The sequence below is a fragment of the Rhizobium moroccans genome (assembly GCF_057559155.1).
This window is the reverse complement of the sequence record NZ_JBHFJG010000016.1, coordinates 1-16,430: the sequence shown is the minus strand read 5'-3', so window position 1 is coordinate 16,430 and position 16,430 is coordinate 1. Positions and strand designations below refer to the sequence as shown.

Annotated in this window: 15 protein-coding genes; all 15 read right to left on the bottom strand. The window is 64.8% G+C overall.

What is annotated here, in order from left to right; genetic code table 11:
- Positions 1 to 57 precede the first annotated feature (57 nt).
- The 15 genes from ACE04I_RS11800 to ACE04I_RS11730 all read right to left on the bottom strand — a co-directional run bounded on the left by ACE04I_RS11800 (position 58) and on the right by ACE04I_RS11730 (position 16,277).
- Complete coding sequence (locus tag ACE04I_RS11800) at positions 58 to 1,608, bottom strand: Do family serine endopeptidase (protein WP_046795682.1); 1,551 nt, start codon at positions 1,606 to 1,608, stop codon at positions 58 to 60.
- A 235-nt stretch (positions 1,609 to 1,843) separates the two neighbouring features.
- Entirely contained in the window at positions 1,844 to 2,275 is a 432-nt protein-coding gene (locus tag ACE04I_RS11795; RefSeq protein ID WP_046796034.1) for a cytochrome c-type biogenesis protein, read from the bottom strand.
- Between the two features lie 224 nt (positions 2,276 to 2,499).
- Complete coding sequence (locus tag ACE04I_RS11790; protein ID WP_046795683.1) at positions 2,500 to 4,488, bottom strand: heme lyase CcmF/NrfE family subunit; 1,989 nt, start codon at positions 4,486 to 4,488, stop codon at positions 2,500 to 2,502.
- On the bottom strand, positions 4,485 to 4,937 hold the full coding sequence (gene ccmE / locus ACE04I_RS11785) for a cytochrome c maturation protein CcmE (RefSeq protein WP_046795684.1): 453 nt from the start codon (positions 4,935 to 4,937) through the stop codon (positions 4,485 to 4,487). The genes ACE04I_RS11790 and ccmE overlap by 4 nt, the downstream gene beginning before the upstream one ends.
- Complete coding sequence (gene ccmI / locus ACE04I_RS11780; protein WP_046795685.1) at positions 4,934 to 6,058, bottom strand: c-type cytochrome biogenesis protein CcmI; 1,125 nt, start codon at positions 6,056 to 6,058, stop codon at positions 4,934 to 4,936. The genes ccmE and ccmI overlap by 4 nt, the downstream gene beginning before the upstream one ends.
- Before the next feature lie 145 nt (positions 6,059 to 6,203).
- Positions 6,204 to 6,629 (bottom strand): RT0821/Lpp0805 family surface protein, encoded by a 426-nt coding sequence (locus tag ACE04I_RS11775; protein ID WP_046795686.1) that lies wholly within the window; start codon positions 6,627 to 6,629, stop codon positions 6,204 to 6,206.
- A gap of 220 nt (positions 6,630 to 6,849) precedes the next feature.
- Positions 6,850 to 8,265, bottom strand: coding sequence for an ATP-binding protein (locus ACE04I_RS11770; RefSeq protein ID WP_046795687.1), 1,416 nt, complete (start codon positions 8,263 to 8,265; stop codon positions 6,850 to 6,852).
- Positions 8,262 to 8,936, bottom strand: coding sequence for a response regulator transcription factor (locus ACE04I_RS11765; RefSeq protein WP_046795688.1), 675 nt, complete (start codon positions 8,934 to 8,936; stop codon positions 8,262 to 8,264). The genes ACE04I_RS11770 and ACE04I_RS11765 overlap by 4 nt, the downstream gene beginning before the upstream one ends.
- Positions 8,937 to 8,990: 54 nt before the next feature.
- On the bottom strand, positions 8,991 to 9,257 hold the full coding sequence (locus ACE04I_RS11760; RefSeq protein WP_046795689.1) for a hypothetical protein: 267 nt from the start codon (positions 9,255 to 9,257) through the stop codon (positions 8,991 to 8,993).
- 115 nt (positions 9,258 to 9,372) lie between these two features.
- Entirely contained in the window at positions 9,373 to 9,585 is a 213-nt protein-coding gene (locus ACE04I_RS11755) for a hypothetical protein (RefSeq protein WP_046795690.1), read from the bottom strand.
- 15 nt (positions 9,586 to 9,600) lie between these two features.
- A complete protein-coding gene (locus ACE04I_RS11750) occupies positions 9,601 to 13,449 on the bottom strand; it encodes a baseplate multidomain protein megatron (protein WP_046795691.1) in 3,849 nt (1,282 codons plus the stop codon).
- A gap of 329 nt (positions 13,450 to 13,778) precedes the next feature.
- Positions 13,779 to 14,219, bottom strand: a complete 441-nt coding sequence (locus ACE04I_RS11745; protein ID WP_046795692.1) for an NlpC/P60 family protein — start codon at positions 14,217 to 14,219, stop codon at positions 13,779 to 13,781.
- On the bottom strand, positions 14,216 to 15,091 hold the full coding sequence (locus ACE04I_RS11740) for a DUF2163 domain-containing protein (RefSeq protein ID WP_487207074.1): 876 nt from the start codon (positions 15,089 to 15,091) through the stop codon (positions 14,216 to 14,218). The genes ACE04I_RS11745 and ACE04I_RS11740 overlap by 4 nt, the downstream gene beginning before the upstream one ends.
- Complete coding sequence (locus ACE04I_RS11735; RefSeq protein WP_046795694.1) at positions 15,088 to 15,726, bottom strand: DUF2460 domain-containing protein; 639 nt, start codon at positions 15,724 to 15,726, stop codon at positions 15,088 to 15,090. The genes ACE04I_RS11740 and ACE04I_RS11735 overlap by 4 nt, the downstream gene beginning before the upstream one ends.
- Positions 15,727 to 15,740: 14 nt before the next feature.
- A complete protein-coding gene (locus ACE04I_RS11730; RefSeq protein ID WP_487207073.1) occupies positions 15,741 to 16,277 on the bottom strand; it encodes a phage tail tape measure protein in 537 nt (178 codons plus the stop codon).
- Between the last annotated feature and the right edge of the window lie 153 nt (positions 16,278 to 16,430).

The following is a 16,430-nucleotide window of genomic DNA, read 5'->3' as shown; positions in this document are numbered from 1 at the left end:
AAGGGCGCCGGCCGTTGCCGGCGGCGCCCTTCGTCAAGCTGGTTGACCTTGGAAAGCTCAGCCCTGGTCGATAGGCAGGGCCACGAAGCGGCTGCCGCCTTCGGCTTCGACCTGGAAGAGCGCGCGGGTGCGGCCGTCCTTGCGGGCGGCTTCGAGCACCTTGCCCACGTCTCCGGCGGATTCGACCTTCTGGTTGTTCACTGAGAGGATCTTCTCACCGGTCTTGATGCCGCGTGCCGCAGCCTCCGAATCCGGGTCCACATCCGTCACGGAAAGGCCGGAACCGTCTTCAGCCGGGGAGACCGTGATGCCAAGGCTTGCAAGAGCCTCCTCGGTCGAAGGCTTCGGCGCATCCGGCTCGGTCGTCTCGGCGGATGCCGCTTCGTCGCTTGCGAGATTGCCGAGCGTCACCGGAAGCTTCTCCGCGCGGCCGTCGCGCCAGATGTCGACTTCGACCGTGGTATTCGGGCCGAATGTGGCAACCTTCTTGGCGAGATCGCGGGCGTCCTTCACCGGCTGGCCGTTCAGGGCGGTGATCACGTCACCTTGCTTGATGCCTGCCTTTGCGCCCGGAGAACCTTCCTGGGGAGCTACGACAAGGGCGCCGGAAGGCTCCTTGAGGCCGAGCGATTCGGCGATATCCTGGTTCACGGGCTGGATCTGCACGCCGAGCCAGCCGCGCTCGACCTTGCCGTCCTTGATCAGGTCCTGAACCACGTCATTGGCGACGGAGGCCGGGATCGCGAATGCGATGCCCACATTGCCGCCGGAGGGCGAGAAGATCGCGGTGTTGATGCCGACGACCTGGCCTTCGAGGTTGAAGGTCGGTCCGCCGGAATTGCCGCGGTTCACCGCCGCATCCACCTGGATGTAGTCGTCATAGGGGCCGGAGCCGATATCGCGGCCGCGGGCCGAAACGATGCCTGCCGTTACCGTGCCGCCGAGACCGAAGGGATTGCCGACTGCGACGACCCAGTCACCGACGCGGATCTTGCTGTCATCGGCGAAGTTGACATAGGTGAACTTGCGGTTCGCATCGACCTTCAGCACGGCGAGGTCCGTGCGGCTGTCCTTGCCGACCAGCTTGGCTTCCAGCTCGGTGCCGTCGTCCATCACGACCGTATAGGCGGAACCGTCCGATACAACGTGGTTGTTCGTCACGATGTAACCGTCTTCCGAAATGAAGAAGCCGGAGCCCTGAGCGGTCGGACGCAGGCGATGCGGACGGTTGGCGTTCGGGCCGCGGTCGCCGGGAGCACCAGGGCCGCGGAACTGCGGGCCACCACCGAATTCACGGAAGAAGCGCTTCAGCGGGTGATCGTCCGGCAGCTCGTCGAAACCACGTCCGCCGAAATTGAAGCTGAAATTGCCGCTGTCGTCGGAGACCGGCTGCTGATCGGACTGCACGCGGACGGAAACGACGGCCGGAGAAACGGCGGATACGACGTCGGCGAAGCTCGGAGCCTGCGGCGCGTTGACTTTTACCGGATCGGCGAAGGAGGAGTAGACCTGGGCCGGAATGCCCGTCGAGAGCATGACGGCAGCAAGGCCGGCAACGGTCGATGTCTTGAGGACCGTCTTGAGGGAGGGGCGTCCAATTTTGCTCATGTTCAAGCTACCTTCTTCTCTTCAGTCACATTTGGCCGGAGCAGTCCGGCGAGGGATGTCTGGGCAGAGATATAGGAGGCTTCAGGTTAACTGCACGTGGCGGGCGGATGAAATCTTGTTAATGTTCACTGGACCGGGACGGACGCCGAAAACTCAGGACCTGACGTTTCGATAGCGACCTCCATCAAATCAACAGCTTGGGTGGCATCGCTCCGAGCGCGATCGCTCCCGCCATTCACTTCTTCAGAAGCTCTTCGATCCGGGCATTTTCCTCCGCCGTCAGCGCCGGAACCGCCTGTTGAGCGGGACGCGTGCGCATGAAGACGAGAACCGCTGCGAGGCCGATCAGCAGCAGCACGATCGGCGCGGCCCAGAGAAGAACGGTCTTTGCGCTGACGCGCGGCTTCAGAAGCACGAACTCGCCATAGCGCGATACGACGTAGTCGAGGACCTGCCTGTCCGTATCGCCGTCGACCAGGCGCTCACGTACCAGCACCCGCAGATCGCGCGCCAGTTCCGCGTTGGAATCGTCGATCGACTGGTTCTGGCAGACCATGCAGCGCAGTTGCGCCGAGAGATTGCGCGCCCTCTCCTCCAGCACCGGATCGGAGAGGATCTCGTCCGGGTTCACGGCGAATGCCGGGAGGGGCGTGAGGAGAGCGAGCAGAAGAAAAAAAACTGCAAAAAATCCCCCTCTGGCCTGCCGGCCATCTCCCCTACAAGGGAGGAGAAAACTGGTGGCACGGCCTCGCCCAAACGAAACCAGAGCAGCGGGGCAGTTAAGCCCCTCCCCCTTGTGGGGGTCCGCAAGGACGGGTCGAGACAAGGGGCTCGACCCCGGTCGGGTTGGGGAGGGGCCTGTCCAACAACGCGTTGAGGAGCTTGTCGCCATCACTCCGCCGCCTCCAGTGCCGCCTTTACAGCCTTCACCCGCCTGGTCGGCGCGCCGACGCGCAGACGCCGATCGGAGAGCGACACGAACCCGCCGATCATCATGACGAGCGCGCCGCCCCAGATGCAGAGAATGAAGGGCTTCCACCAGACCCGCACGACGATGCCGCCGCCTTCCATCGGATCACCGAGCGACACGTAGAGCTGGCTCAAGCCGAAGGTCACGATGCCCGCCTCGGTCGTCGGCATGCGCCGCGCTGTATAAAGCCGTTTCGACGACCAGACATCGGCGACCGTCACTCCGCCGCGGCTGATGGTGAAGTGGCCGCGCTCCTCAGTGAAATTCGGTCCGACCGCCTCGCGCATGCCGTCGAAGATGATCGAATAGCCGCCGGCTTCCGCCGTCATGCCCTGCTTCAGCTCGACGACCGTTTCGGTCTCGAAGGTGGTCACCGCCACGACGCCGAGCACCGTGATCCCCAGCCCGAAATGCGCGAGCGCGGTGCCGAAAGCAGAACGCGGCAGGCCCTTCAGGCGGCTCCATGCGACACTGAACTTCGCCTTGCCGAAATTGGCGCGATACCAGAGATCGGCGAGCGCGCCGAACATGCCCCAGAAACCGAGCGCCAGACCGGCAACGGCCATGACCGGGCCGCCGTTTTCGGCGTAGTAGAAGGCAAGCCCGGCAACCAGCGCCAACCCGGCCACCAGATAGAGGCGCTGCAGAGCGCCGAGAAAGTCGCCGCGCTTCCAGGCCAGCAACGGCCCGAATGGCACGGCAATCAGGAGCGGCAGCATCAAGAGGCCGAAAGTCATGTTGAAGAAGGGCGCGCCGACTGAGATCTTCTCTCCCGTCAGCGTCTCCAGCACCAGCGGATAGAGCGTGCCGGTCAGCACCGTCGCGGTCGCGACCGTCAGGATGAGGTTGTTCAGCACCAGCGCTCCCTCACGCGAGATCGGCGCGAACAATCCGCCCGCCTTCAGCATCGGCGCCCGCCAGGCAAAGAGCGCGAAGGCCCCGCCGATGAAGACCGCCAGAATGCAGAGGATGAAGATGCCGCGGCCCGGGTCTGTGGCAAACGCATGTACCGAGGTCAGCACGCCGGAGCGCACGAGGAAGGTCCCGAGCAGCGACAGCGAGAAGGTCATGATGGCCAGCAGCACGGTCCAGATCTTGAGCGCCTCACGCTTTTCCATGACGAGCGACGAATGGAGGAGCGCCGTGCCCGCAAGCCAAGGCATGAATGAGGCGTTTTCCACCGGGTCCCAGAACCACCAGCCGCCCCAGCCGAGCTCGTAATAGGCCCAGTAGGAGCCCATGGCGATGCCGGCGGTCAGGAAAGTCCAGGCGGCAAGCGTCCAGGGCCGCACCCAGCGCGCCCATGCGGCATCGATCCGCCCGCCGATGAGTGCCGCCACCGCAAAGGAGAAGCTGACGGAAAAGCCCACATAGCCGAGATAGAGAAGCGGCGGATGGATGGCGAGGCCGAGGTCCTGGAGGATCGGGTTGAGGTCCTGCCCTTCGGCGGGCGCCGGATCGAGCCTGAGGAAAGGATTGGACGTCAGCAGAATGAACAGCAGGAAGGCTATCGAGATCCAGGCCTGGACGCCGAGCACGTTGGCCTTCAGCGTGTCCGGCAGGTTGCGCCCGAAAACCGCGATCAGCGCGCTGAAAAAGACGAGGATCAGCAGCCAGAGCAGCATGGAGCCCTCATGGTTGCCCCATACGCCCGAATATTTGTAGATCAACGGCATCAGGGAGTGGGAATTCTCCCAGACGTTCTTCACCGAAAAATCCGAGACCGCATAGGCCCAGGTCAGCACGGCGAAGGAAATGCCCACCAGGCCGAAGAGCACCAGAGAACCCAGCGGCGCGAGCGCCATCATCGCCGTGTCGCGACGGCGTGCGCCGATGACCGGCACGACCCCGACGATCAGCGCCACGGCAAGGGAAAGAACAAGGGCATAGTGACCGATCTCGATGATCATTGCGATATACCCTCGCCTTCCTTCCACACGCCCTGCTCTTTCAGGCGGTCGGCCACTTCCTTCGGCATGTAGTTCTCGTCATGCTTGGCAAGCACGGTATCGGCCACGAAGGAATGGGTCGCGGCGTCGAAGGCGCCCTCGGTCACCACTCCCTGCCCTTCCCGGAAGAGGTCGGGCAGGATGCCGGTATAGCTCACCGGCACGCTTCCGCTGCCGTCCGTCACCGTGAAGCTCACGGTCGATCCGCCGCCGCGCTTCACCGAGCCCTCGGCCACCAGTCCGCCGAGACGGATGCGGGTGCCCGGCGCGATGTCGGTCGTCGCGATGTCGGCCGGCATGTAGAAATAGGCAACCGACTGGCTGAAGGCGAACATCACCAGAAGCACGGCGGCGATGATGAAGCTCATGCCGCCGGCGATGATCGTGAGCCGTTTTTGTTTGCGCGTCATTGGCTCACCCCTTCCACCGCGATGCCCATCTGCTGCGCCAGCGCGACAAGCTCGCCGGAACCGGGGAACTGCTTCAATCCGCTTTTCAGCGCCGCTTCCGCCTTCTCGCGGTCACCCAGAACCGCGTAGGAGCGGGTGAGCTGCAGCCAGCCCTCCAGATTGTTCGGGTCTTCCTGCATCTTCGCCGCAAGGCTTTCCACCATGCCGCGGATCATGTCGCGCCGGTCGCTCTCCGACATCTGTTGAGCAGCCCTCATCTCCTCCTGCGTCGGCCCCGCGGGCGCGGACGAGGTCGGAGGCGGCACGGTTCCACCGTTCCTGGCGATATGCTCGCTCACCAGCTCCATCCAGGGCGCGTCAGCCGGCGAATCCTTCGCCAGGGCCTCGAAAGCCGTTCGGGCCTCGTCACGCTTGCCGGATTGCTCAAGCGCCAGCGCGATATAGAAGCGGGCATTCGGAGTGTCCGGCTGCAGTCGAAGAGCCTCCTCGAACGAAACGCGCGCATCCTCGGTCACGACGCCGTCGCTGGCCGCCACCAATGTCTCGCCGAGGCCCGCCAGCCGCGCCGGGCTGGCGCCCATAAGGCGGATCGCGTTGCGATAGGCAAGTTCCGCGTCGCCGAGTCGCATGGAGCGGTAATAGATCGGCGCCAGCAGGTCCCATCCCGCTCCGTCACTGGGGTTTTGCGCAAGGTGCCGTTCAGCCTTTGCGACCAAGAGCGCGATATTGTTGCCGGGATTGGCGAGCCGCGCTTCGAGCGGCTGGGCCGGCAGGTTGGGGCTGCCGAGCATGAGATAAAGACAGAGCCCCGTCGCGGGCAGAAGAAGGGTCACGAAGACGGTCGTAAACCCGTAACGGCTCGGCTTGCTTGTCTCGCCTTCCGCGTCTGCGTCGGCGGCGGCCAGCAATCGCCGGCCGATCTCGGCGCGGGCATAATCCGCCTGCTGCGCATCGATCAGACCGAGGCCCTGGTCCCGCTCCAGTTCCTTGAGCTGATCGCGGTAGACGGCGATTTCACCGGCATGCTCCGCCGGGACCGCCCTGGCGCTCCGCGCGAAAGGCAGGATCAGGATGGCGGCGACACCTGCCGTCAGGATTGCAAGGACGATCCATAAAACCATATTGGCCCATTACTTCAACCGGCCGGGCTTTCCAACTGCAACGCCCGTTTTGACGCAAATTTGAGGCGTTTCGCCGCAAGCCCGGCCCGAATATGGGCGCCTCGCAGCCGCTCGGCCATGATCTGCGTCAAAATCCGCGACCTTTTCAGGTCAGGGGCGTCCAGCTTCCGTCGCTGTTGCGGCAGGCTGCGCCGCGCGCCGTCACCTCGCGCCCCTCGGCAGTCAGCGTATGGCGGTACTGGCGGCAGTTCTGGGTGCCGACCTGATAGGGCGCGCTCGCCACGACCTCGCCCTTCACGTCGCTGCCGCTCCAGGTCACCGGCTGGCCGCCGGGGGAAGCTTCCAGCGCCCGATATTCCGCCTCCAGCGCCCGCGAACGGTCGCTGCCGGAAATATCGATCCCGCTGCGGCTGATGATGCCGCCCTGCAGCGCCGTGATATAGGGCGTTGCGGCAGCCGGGCGCGGCGAAAAGATGCCTCGTGCGGGAGCGTCGCCCTTGGTGGCGCAGCTACCAAGCAGGCCCCCGACGAGAAGCAATGAGACGGCAATTTTAAAGCTGGAACAACGCATCTTGTCAGAACCGGATGGCAGAATCGAAACGACGTGGGCAGCCACCGGAACCGCTGCGGTCCCGGCATGGCATCATTGTGGCATCATTGGGAAAATTCGCAAACGTGCCTATCTTGTTCTCCCATGTTTTGAGAGGCGCGAAGAAACACGAAGCCTCCGGCCGAACATCATAGTAGCCCCAAGTCTCTCCAGAAGCCCTGTTTTCCCCAGATCGCATGGGTCAGGCCGCATCCTTGGTCACGCCCGGCAACAGGAGCCTGGCCTTGAGCCCGCCGCGGGGACCGCGCGAAAGCTCGAAAATGCCCTGGTATTCGCCGGTGATCTCCCGCACGATCGAAAGGCCGAGGCCGGCGCCCGGCTTGCTCTCGTCGAGCCGCGTGCCGCGCTTCATCGCCTCTTTGATCTGGTCCGGCTCGAGCCCTGGCCCGTCGTCCTCCACGGCCATCTCCACCCAGGAGCGGCGAGGTTGGTCGCCTCCCTCCATCCCCGGCGGTTGGGGGGCTGGAACGGCAGTCACCCAGACGCCGGTCTTGCAGAAACGGGCTGCATTCTCCAGCAGGTTTCCGACGGTCTCCTCCATGTCCTGCTGCTCCATGGCGAGCGCCAGACTGGAAGGCTGGATGGAAAGATGGAAGTCCTTGTCGGGGTTGAGCCGCCGCATCACCCTGATCAGCCGCTCGAGCACGGGCTCGGCCTCCGTGCGGGCGAGCACCGATTCGCGCTGAGCGGCGATACGGGCGCGGTTGAGATAGGATTGTACCTGCGCCTGCATCGCCTCTGCCTGGGACTTCACGAGTTCCGACTGCGGGCGATCGAGCGTGCGTGATTCGTTGAGCAGCACGGCGATCGGCGTCTTCAGCGAATGAGCGAGATTGCCGACCTGCATGCGGGCGCGCTCGACGATGCGGCGGTTGCTGTCGATCAGCGCGTTGATGTCGTTGGCAAGCGGCATGATCTCGCGGGGAAAATTACCCTCCAGGCGCTCGGCTTCCGCGCGGCGCACCTTTTCCAGCGCCTTGCGCGCCGCGTCGAGCGGCAGCAGGCCGTAAAGGATCGCAAGACCGTTGACGATGAGGCTTCCCAGGCCGAAGACGGCAAGCGCGATATAGAGACTGCGCGAAAAGGTGCGGATATCATCTTCCACCACGGCAAGATTGCCGGATACCCTGAAGCGCGCCGCACGCCCCTCGCCGTCCAGCACGACTTCCGTCTCTGCCACCAGCACATGGTTCCCGAAGGCGTCGTTGGTCTGGTAAAACCGCTCGTAACGGTTGTCGAAGGGCACGTTGAGGATCGACGGCACCGCGATATTCGAAACGCCGAGCGAGGAAGAGGAAAGCGGCGTCGCCGCGAAGGTGCCGAGCGGCTCGATGATCCAGTACCAGCCGGTCTCCGGCTGCGAGAAGCGCAGGTCGCCGAGCTGCGGATTGCCGACGAGGGCGTTGTCCTCGCCGATCGAAACCGAATTGATGACGTTGTAGAGCTGGGCACGCAGGAGATCGGTGAAGGCCCGTTCCGCCGATTGCCGGTAGAGCGCCGAGATTACGATCGCGATCACCACCAACGCCAGCGCCGACCAGGCCGTGGCGAGCAGAAGGACGCGGGCGGTGAGCGATCTCGGACCGATCCTCTTCATTTAGCCGCTTCGCTCGGGGCCTGCATCCGGTAGCCGAGACCGCGCACGGTCTCGATCAGATCGACTCCGAGCTTCTTGCGCAGGCGTCCGACGAAGACTTCGATCGTGTTGGAATCCCGGTCGAAGTCCTGGTCGTACATGTGCTCCACCAGCTCGGTTCGGGAGACCACCTGGCCCATGTGGTGCATCAGGTAGGAAAGCAGCCGGAATTCGTGCGAAGTGAGCTTCAGCGGCACGCCGTCGACAGTGGCCTTCGAGGCCTTGGTGTCGAGCCGCACCGGCCCGCAGACGATCTCGGAAGAGGAGTGGCCGGCCGCGCGGCGGATGAGCGCCCGAACCCGCGCAAGCACCTCCTCGACATGGAAGGGCTTGGCGACATAATCGTCCGCGCCCGCGTCGATGCCCGCCACCTTGTCGCTCCAGCGGTCGCGCGCCGTCAGCATCAGCACCGGCATTCCCTTGCCTTCGGTGCGCCATTTCTCGACCACCGAGATGCCGTCCATCATCGGCAGGCCGATATCCAGAATCACCGCATCATAGGGCTCGGTTTCCCCGAGATAGTGCCCCTCTTCGCCGTCGAAGGCCTGGTCCACCACATAGCCGGCTTCCTTCAGCGCGTCGGAAAGCTGCCGGTTGAGATTGACGTCGTCTTCGATCACCAGAATACGCATGAACCGTCCTCGTAATAATAAGCTCGGGCTTCCGTGGCCACGGCAGCATTCAGCCTACATCGGCACCCTTACGGTGACCTTACGCGGCCTTTCGCTGCCGCTACCCTGCACAAGCACGGTCACGACGCAAGTCTGGCCGTCCGAGGAAGGTTCGGCCGATAGAAGCTGGCCGCCGGTTTCGCGCACGACCCGCGATGCGGCCGAGCCGCAGTCGCTTGCAACGAGAATAAGATAATCACGCGCGGACGCCCTTTCCGGCAAAAAACCGGAGCCTCCGGCAATGCCGGCGGCGAGTATCGCTATGATCGGCAGTCGCGCCATGGTTACAACTTCCACTTATGTGACGGACAGGTTTCATATCCAAAGCATGTGGGAACTATGTAACCAAAGGCCCCTGAATGGCAAATGAATGATGCCCTCAATCCCCCGCCACGGCCTACCTGCCGCGGATGCCGCTCCCTGCAACTATCCGGCCGTAAAGAGCCACCAATCCGCCGCCCACACCGGCAAGCGTGACCGCAATATCCGCAAGTTCGGACTGCACTTCCTCGCCGAGATTGATGCCCGTCGCCTGCAATAGCGATGCGACGACCGCGATCAGCGCACCCCACACCGTCTTCGACTGATACCATGCCTTCATGCCGTCCATGCTCTTCTCCTCTTTCTAGAATGAAATGGTTGCCGAGGCCGGAAGCCCGAGCGCGACTGCCCGCCCGAGTTGACGTATCCGCACCGAAAGCCGCTCCTGCGGAGCGCCGAAATCGGCCGCTTCCGCCGCTGTCCCATAAATGAATGCGGGGCTGTTTGCCTCCGCGGTCCGCTTCACGGCCGTGCCGTCCATGATCTCGACCAGATAGCGTTCTTCCGGCTCGTCCAGCGGTATCTCCGCCCCTTCCCAGGTATCGGCGTCGATCCGGCTGCGGCGTGTCCATGTGAGGCGAATATCGCCGTTCGCCTGCCGCGTCCCGCGCAGATGAACCGGAGAGAGCGGTGTTTCGGCGCGAATTCCGCCCGTGAAGACCTGCGGACCGATTCGCCCGCCGCCGCTGGCTGCCGCCTCCGCGAGCCAGTTGAGGCCAAGACCCCGCTCCTCGGACGCCAGCCCAAGGGGCATCACCGCCGCGTCCAGCACGACGACGGGTGCGCCGGCCGAGGCCCCGACGTTGGCCGCGTCCTCGCTGCCGGCGAGCCCTCGCAGCAGTCCTGACAATCGCCAGCGGTTCGGCCCGATCTCCTCCGCCTCGGCGAAGTCGATCACCTCCCAGACATCGTTCACAGCCTGGACCGCGATCCGGTTTTCGCCACTGAGCAGAGAGAGCCTATCCACCGAAGAGAGGCCTCCGAAGGAAAGGTCGACCACCATCGGCCGCGCCCTGTCGAACCTCCCGAAAATGCCCGAAGGAGAAAGCGCCTCCGCAAGCAGGCCTACCCGTGCCGGGCGATCCAGCACCGCCCGCGTTCGATATCCCTCGCCCGAGACGGAAGCCGAAATGACGATGCGGCGCCACGGTTTCGCAAAGCCCGCCACCCGCGCAAAGCTCGTGGCTTCTCCAGAGGAAAAACGTGGCAGATCGAGGAAGTGCAGGACGGGCGAGAAGGCATTCGACGCCGTGCCTCCACCCACCGGCTTGCCGGTTTCCGCGATCGGCGCCGGCGAGCTGGCGGGCGAGTGCCGCCTCGCCTCGATGCGCCGCGTCGCACCTTCCTCGATCCGCTCGATGACGAAGACGCCGTCCGGCCCATCGGCGAGCTGAACCGCGTCACCCGGCTCGGGCGATATCTCGTTCGGTGGAAGGGCGAAATTCAATGTCCGCCTGGCGATCCGGTGGTCCCGCAGCAGGTTTTCCACCGCGATCAGCGCCGTTTCCTCCGCCAGAACGGCCGGCAGGTCGTAGCCGAGCACGCGCAGGCTTTCGGCTCGCGCTCGCCTGGAGCGCGTGCTTGCCTGCTCGTAGTTCAGCGCCGGATTATAAGACGTCAGGATCGCTTCCGCGGCGAAATCGCTGTCGTGGCCGCGCAACTCGCTCCAGAGCGGCCCGCCGTCCGGATCGGCCAGCACGGTCAGTCGTTGCGGGGCAAGGCTGACCTTGCCTCGGGAACGGAAACGCAGCTGGCCCGCGTCTTCCCGCACATCCACCTGGAAGACTTCGAGCAGCGGCTCCAGAAGTGCCCGCGCCGAGGTCACTTCGCCCTGCACGTAGCCGACGAGATCGCCGCTGACCTCCGAGACGTCGAAGTCGGCAAAACCGTGCTCCGTCAGAAGCGCCGCGATCGCGTCGGCAAGCGTCGTTCCGCCCAGCCGTCCGTTCAGCCAATGGCCGGTGCGCCAATTGCCGCCGTCGCTCCACAGCGAAAGGTCGTTCGGAAATGCCGGATAGGGCCGCGCATCCCACGTCCAGACGAAGACATGGTCCGGATCGACCATGCCCGGCCGCGTGCCTTCGCCGCGCCACCAGTCGTGATGCGCTTCCAGGAAGCGCCGCTGCATACTGTCGGAGCGCGCGCCGCTGGAGAAATGCGGCACCGCGCTTTCGGTGGATTTCGGGTCGAGAAAGACGTTCGGCTGGTTCGCGCCCTTGTCGATCGCCGCGCAGCCGAGTTCGGTGAACCAGACCGGCTTCATCCCAGGCTCCCAGGCCGTGGGTTCCGCCTTCTCCGCGCCGCCAACGCGGTCGTAATGACGGTTCGACCACCAGCCGAAGATATCCTTGTGCCGGAATGTCCAGTGCTTCTGCGCCAACCCATCGGTAATGGGAGATCTGATGCGGTTTTCCCGGTTCTCGGCGCCGGCATAGTACCAGTCGTAGCCTTCCCCGGCCTCGATCTGCCGCTGCAGGGCCTCCACATCATCTGCAGTCCGGAAACCGTCGGGATTGCCGTCCGCGAGATCGGTATCCCGCCAGTCCCCGAGCGGCATATAGTTGTCGATGCTGACCGCATCGATCGCGGGCGACGCCCAGAGTGGGTCGAGATGGAAATGCACCTCGCCGGAGCCGTCCTGCGGGTGATAACCGAAATATTCGCTCCAGTCGGCGCCGTAGGTGAGCCTGGTGCCCGTTCCGACGATCGCCCGCACGTCCTCCGCCAGCCGCACCAGTTGCTGCACGAACGGAAAGCCGCCGGCGTCGTCGCGAAGCTGGGTCAGCCCGCGCAGTTCCGAACCGATGACGAAGCCGTCGATACCGCCCGCCACCGCCGCCAGGTGCGCATAGTGCAGGACCATGCGGCGATAGCCCTCGTCCCGCCCTTCATACCTCACGCTGCCGTTGCCCTTGCGGAAATCACCCGCGGTCGCGGAGCCGCAGAAAGCATCCACCTGAGTTCTCGCCATCGCCGTCCTGTCGGCGCTGCCGGGCCGCATCGGCGCCGGAAAGCAGGTGATCCGCCCGCGCCAGGGAAAGGCCGACTGCTCGGAACCGCCATAGGGGTCGGGCAAGCCGTTTCCGGGCGGCACGTCCATCATCACGAAGGGATAGAGGTAGACCTTGAGCCCGCGCGCCTTGAGGTCCGCGATCGCCTGCAGCACGCTGCGGTCGCTCGGCGTTCCGCCATAGGCGGGGCCGCCGGCGACGCTGCCGATGAGGTAGGCGTCCCCTCGCGAGATGCCGCTGACCGACCATCCACGGCTTTCGTTCTTCCTGATGCTCACCTCGACGCCCGGCACGATCCGGCAATGGCCGGCCCGCAGGTCGGTACCGAACCATGTGAGGACCAACGCCACGCTTTCCAGGTTCGGGCACACCGCCGTCAGTTCATCCAGTGAAGCCTCCCAGTCGGTCGAAGCCGTCAGCGTGTTGCGGTTCATGATCCGGGCGCTGCCCTCGCCCGTCTTTTCCGTCACCCGTTCCGTGGCATAGCCATGCTCCGTTGCGCCGGGGATCATCGTCACGGCGCGGATCTGCTTCTCCAGCCGCCCCACCGACCGCACCACCTCGAACTGCAGGAGAGGAATGCGATTTCCGAAGGTCTCGAGAGGCAATCGCTCGAACACCACATAGGCAAGCCCCCGATAGGCCGAAGCATTGCCCTCTCCCTGCTTGGCTTCGATCAGCGGATCGGGAAACTGGTCCTCCGTCCCGCGATAGACACGCATTTCCAGCGAGGTCACGTCGAGTTCCCGCCCATCGGCCCATACGCGCCGGACGCAGGCGATCGGCCCCTCGCAGAGCCCCACCGCGAAGTTTGCGAAGTAGCGGAAATTCTCGATCCTCGGCCCGCTGCCCTTGCCTCCCGACCGCTCCTCGGTGATCTCCTCCTCGAAGCGTGTCGCCCAGATCAGAGTGCCGCCGATCCGCGCCGTTCCATAGAGCCGGTTGATCGCAGTCCCCTCGTCTGCGCCCGGAATGCGTGCGGTCGCAAGCCGTGCTCCGGAAATCGTGTTGCCGCCGCCGAGCAACGCCCGGTCGACGACGCTGCCCGCAAGCGCTCCGGCCGCCCGGCCGGCGATCGCCCCGACCGGGCCGAACACGCTGCCAAGCGCCGCACCCGCAGCCTGGAAAAGGATGGTGGCCATCTGAATCCTTCAGCGATCCAGCGCTTGCCACTGGATGCTCGCTTAAATTGTGATAGCGTCGGTAAATTCGGGAGCAGAAGCAGCAAGCGCCGAACCAGCCGGCGCGTCAGTGGAGATAGGCTACACTGACTCAGGCAGGAGCCCTGCTCTCGAATATGGAGGTGATGTTATGAGGCTTGTGCCGATTGGCATTACGCTTAGCTTAAGGATAACCCGGACGGGCTGGTCGATCGCCGTCCGGGTCAACTTCAAAGCTTAGCAAACGGTGGGCGAGGTAGCAGCCTCGCTCACCACTCCATCACAATAGGCCAATCGGCGGCTTTTTTCAATCACACCGCGATACCGGGAAACCTGTGCACGGCCGCAATCCGCCGTCTCCACGAAGGCACCAGAGCAGATCGCGTCACCGCGCCTTGCTCGTAGGCGTGAATGAAATGGTCCGGCCCGGCCAGAATGCCCGCGTGCTTGGCGGCGCAATCCGGTCGCCAGCGGAACAGCAGGAGGTCACCCGGTTCCGCTTCACGCAGCGGCAAGGCCGGCCCGAACAGCCGCAGCGCGGCCTCCACCAGCCGTTCCTCTCCCGAGCGCTCCGCCCAATCCGGTGCGTAGGGCGGCACGGCCACTGGCTCCTCGCCGTAAAGTTCCCGCCAGATACCGCGGATCAGGCCGATGCAATCGCAACCGATCCCCTTGGCCGCGCCTTGATGCCGATAGGGTGTGCCGATCCATCCCTCCGCCAGCGACACCACCTTTGCGCCAACCGCGCTCATTCGAAGATCGGGCTGCCGTCGTGCACCCGCTCCCCATCGGCATAGGAATAGGCGAAATCCGCGCCCGGAACATGCGGAAACCCGCGAAAGTTCAAGTGGTTTGCGAAGCGCGCCTTGCAGGTCGCGAAGGTCTTGTCGCAACCGGCCGTCAGGGTGAATGCCTGCCCCGCCTCCAGAGCCCTTTCCGGCGGAATCCAGAGGGCAAGCTCCGCCGTCCCGTCTGGGTTCAACTCGTGCCCCTCGACGTCGAGACTTGTCCCATCCGCCAGCATCATCACCCCGCGCCGGAAGAATCCGTCAGGAAATGCCCCGAGCCCCGAAACCACGATCCGGCTTGCATCCCGCATCTCGACAACCGTTCCCGCTCCCTGCCATCGTGCCAGGTCGACCTGGCAGCGGCTGTCTCCGAGGCTCGCGTCGCATCGCCTGCCGTAGACCCGCCCCTGCGGCTGGTTCAGCCGATGCGCGATGCTGCGCAGTTCCGCGCGGAACTCCCCGCCGGCGCGCGAGACTTCGCCGATCTCGCGAACCGCGACCAGCATATGCTCATTGGGCGCCTGCCAGTTGACGAGAAAAAGCTCCACCCGCGCGCCGTCATATTTCCCAGCCGCCAGATCGGCCTCGCTGATCGCCGCGCTCGAAAAACCGCCCGCCACTTCCGATGAATCCGCCTGAAGCCCGGTCGCCGCCTCGGTCTCACCCGCGGCAAAGCCGCTGGCGGCCAGGAAGGCCGTTCCGGCGAAGTTCAGGTCGCCGTCGTGCTCGGTAAAACCGAGGACCGTGCCGTCGCGGCGCGTCACTCGCCAGCAATGGCAGGTTGTCGTCGCCTCACCCTCCAGATGCGCGGCCAGAGCCTCCGGAACCTGTCTCATGCCAGTATCTCCGTCAATGGAATGGTCGGAATGCGCCCGGCATCGAAATGTGCGAGGTTGACGTCGATCCGGTCCGTATCGAAGCGAACCGGCACGTCGAATTCATAACCGGAGGTCACCGGCGCACCCGCCGGCGGGACCTGTCCGGCCGCAAAGGTCACGATCCCCGTCGCCGTATCGATCCTGTAGGCGGATAGCGGCTTCACCTCTCCGCCAACCGCGATCACCACCGATCCGGCCACCGGCTTGACGATCCGTCGCCGCCAGCTTCCCCCAGCGTCTCCATAGGTCTTGATGAGTTGGAAGGTGGCCGTCGTCCCGTTGCCGATGCCGATCGCCTGGTCGGTGGCGGAAACGGCCCTCCCCGGCGCGGAGGATTTCCAGTCCACCGGATCGCGGAAACGAAACCCGTAGAGCTGCCCGCCCCGCGCTTCGAAGAATTCCAGCACGGCATAGAGATCATCGATCGATTTGACGCCCGATCCCGCATCGTAGCTACGCCTCGAATTGCGCCAGCGTTGGTTGCGGTTCTCACGCCCGTTGGAAAGATTGACGATATCGGTGCGCCTGACCGGCCCGCCGCTCACGCCGAGTGCCAGCCGCAGCGGAAACCGCACCTCGTGAAAGCCGCTCATCGTTCAGCCTCCTTTTACAATCCGCGCCGGCCGCGCGCGACGCTGCGCGCCAGCATGGCGGAGATCTGCCCCTCGCTCTTTCGGAAGCTCGCCGCATCCGTGGCCGTCACGTTGAAGACGACCTGCGGCATGCCCCCGCCACCGCCTGCCGAAACTCCGAGCGATCCGTCCGGCCCGCGCCTCAGCGGCAGGATCGCCTCGGCGCCGGCCTCGCCCATCAGGCCCATGTCGCCGCCGATCGGAAAGAAGCTCGGGGACCGCACCACCCCGCCATCGGCAAAGGGCACCACCGAGCCCATCATGCCGCCAATCGCATTGCCGAGCAGGTTTTCCAGCGGCTTCAAACCCGCCGCGAGCCCAATGTCGGAAAGTCTGTTGCCGAGGCCGCGCAATACGTCCTCCAGTCCCTTCCCGCCCACTGTGGCGGATCGGAGAGCGCCCGTCAGCGCCGCACCGAAGCGCTGCGATCGCGTCTCCAGATCGGCCATGACATCGGCCAGTGCTTCCGCTCCGCCGAGCGCGCCCGTAAATTCGTTATTGTCGTTTTCCATGATGCCTCGCGTTAGTTCGGATGCCCCTCATCCGGCTGCCGCCACCTTCTCCCCGCATGCGGGGAGAAGGGATATGCCGCACCGGCTTCCTCACTCCGCACCGGTAGATTGGACACGTCCCCTCTCCCCGTCAAAACGGGGAGAGGGTTAGGG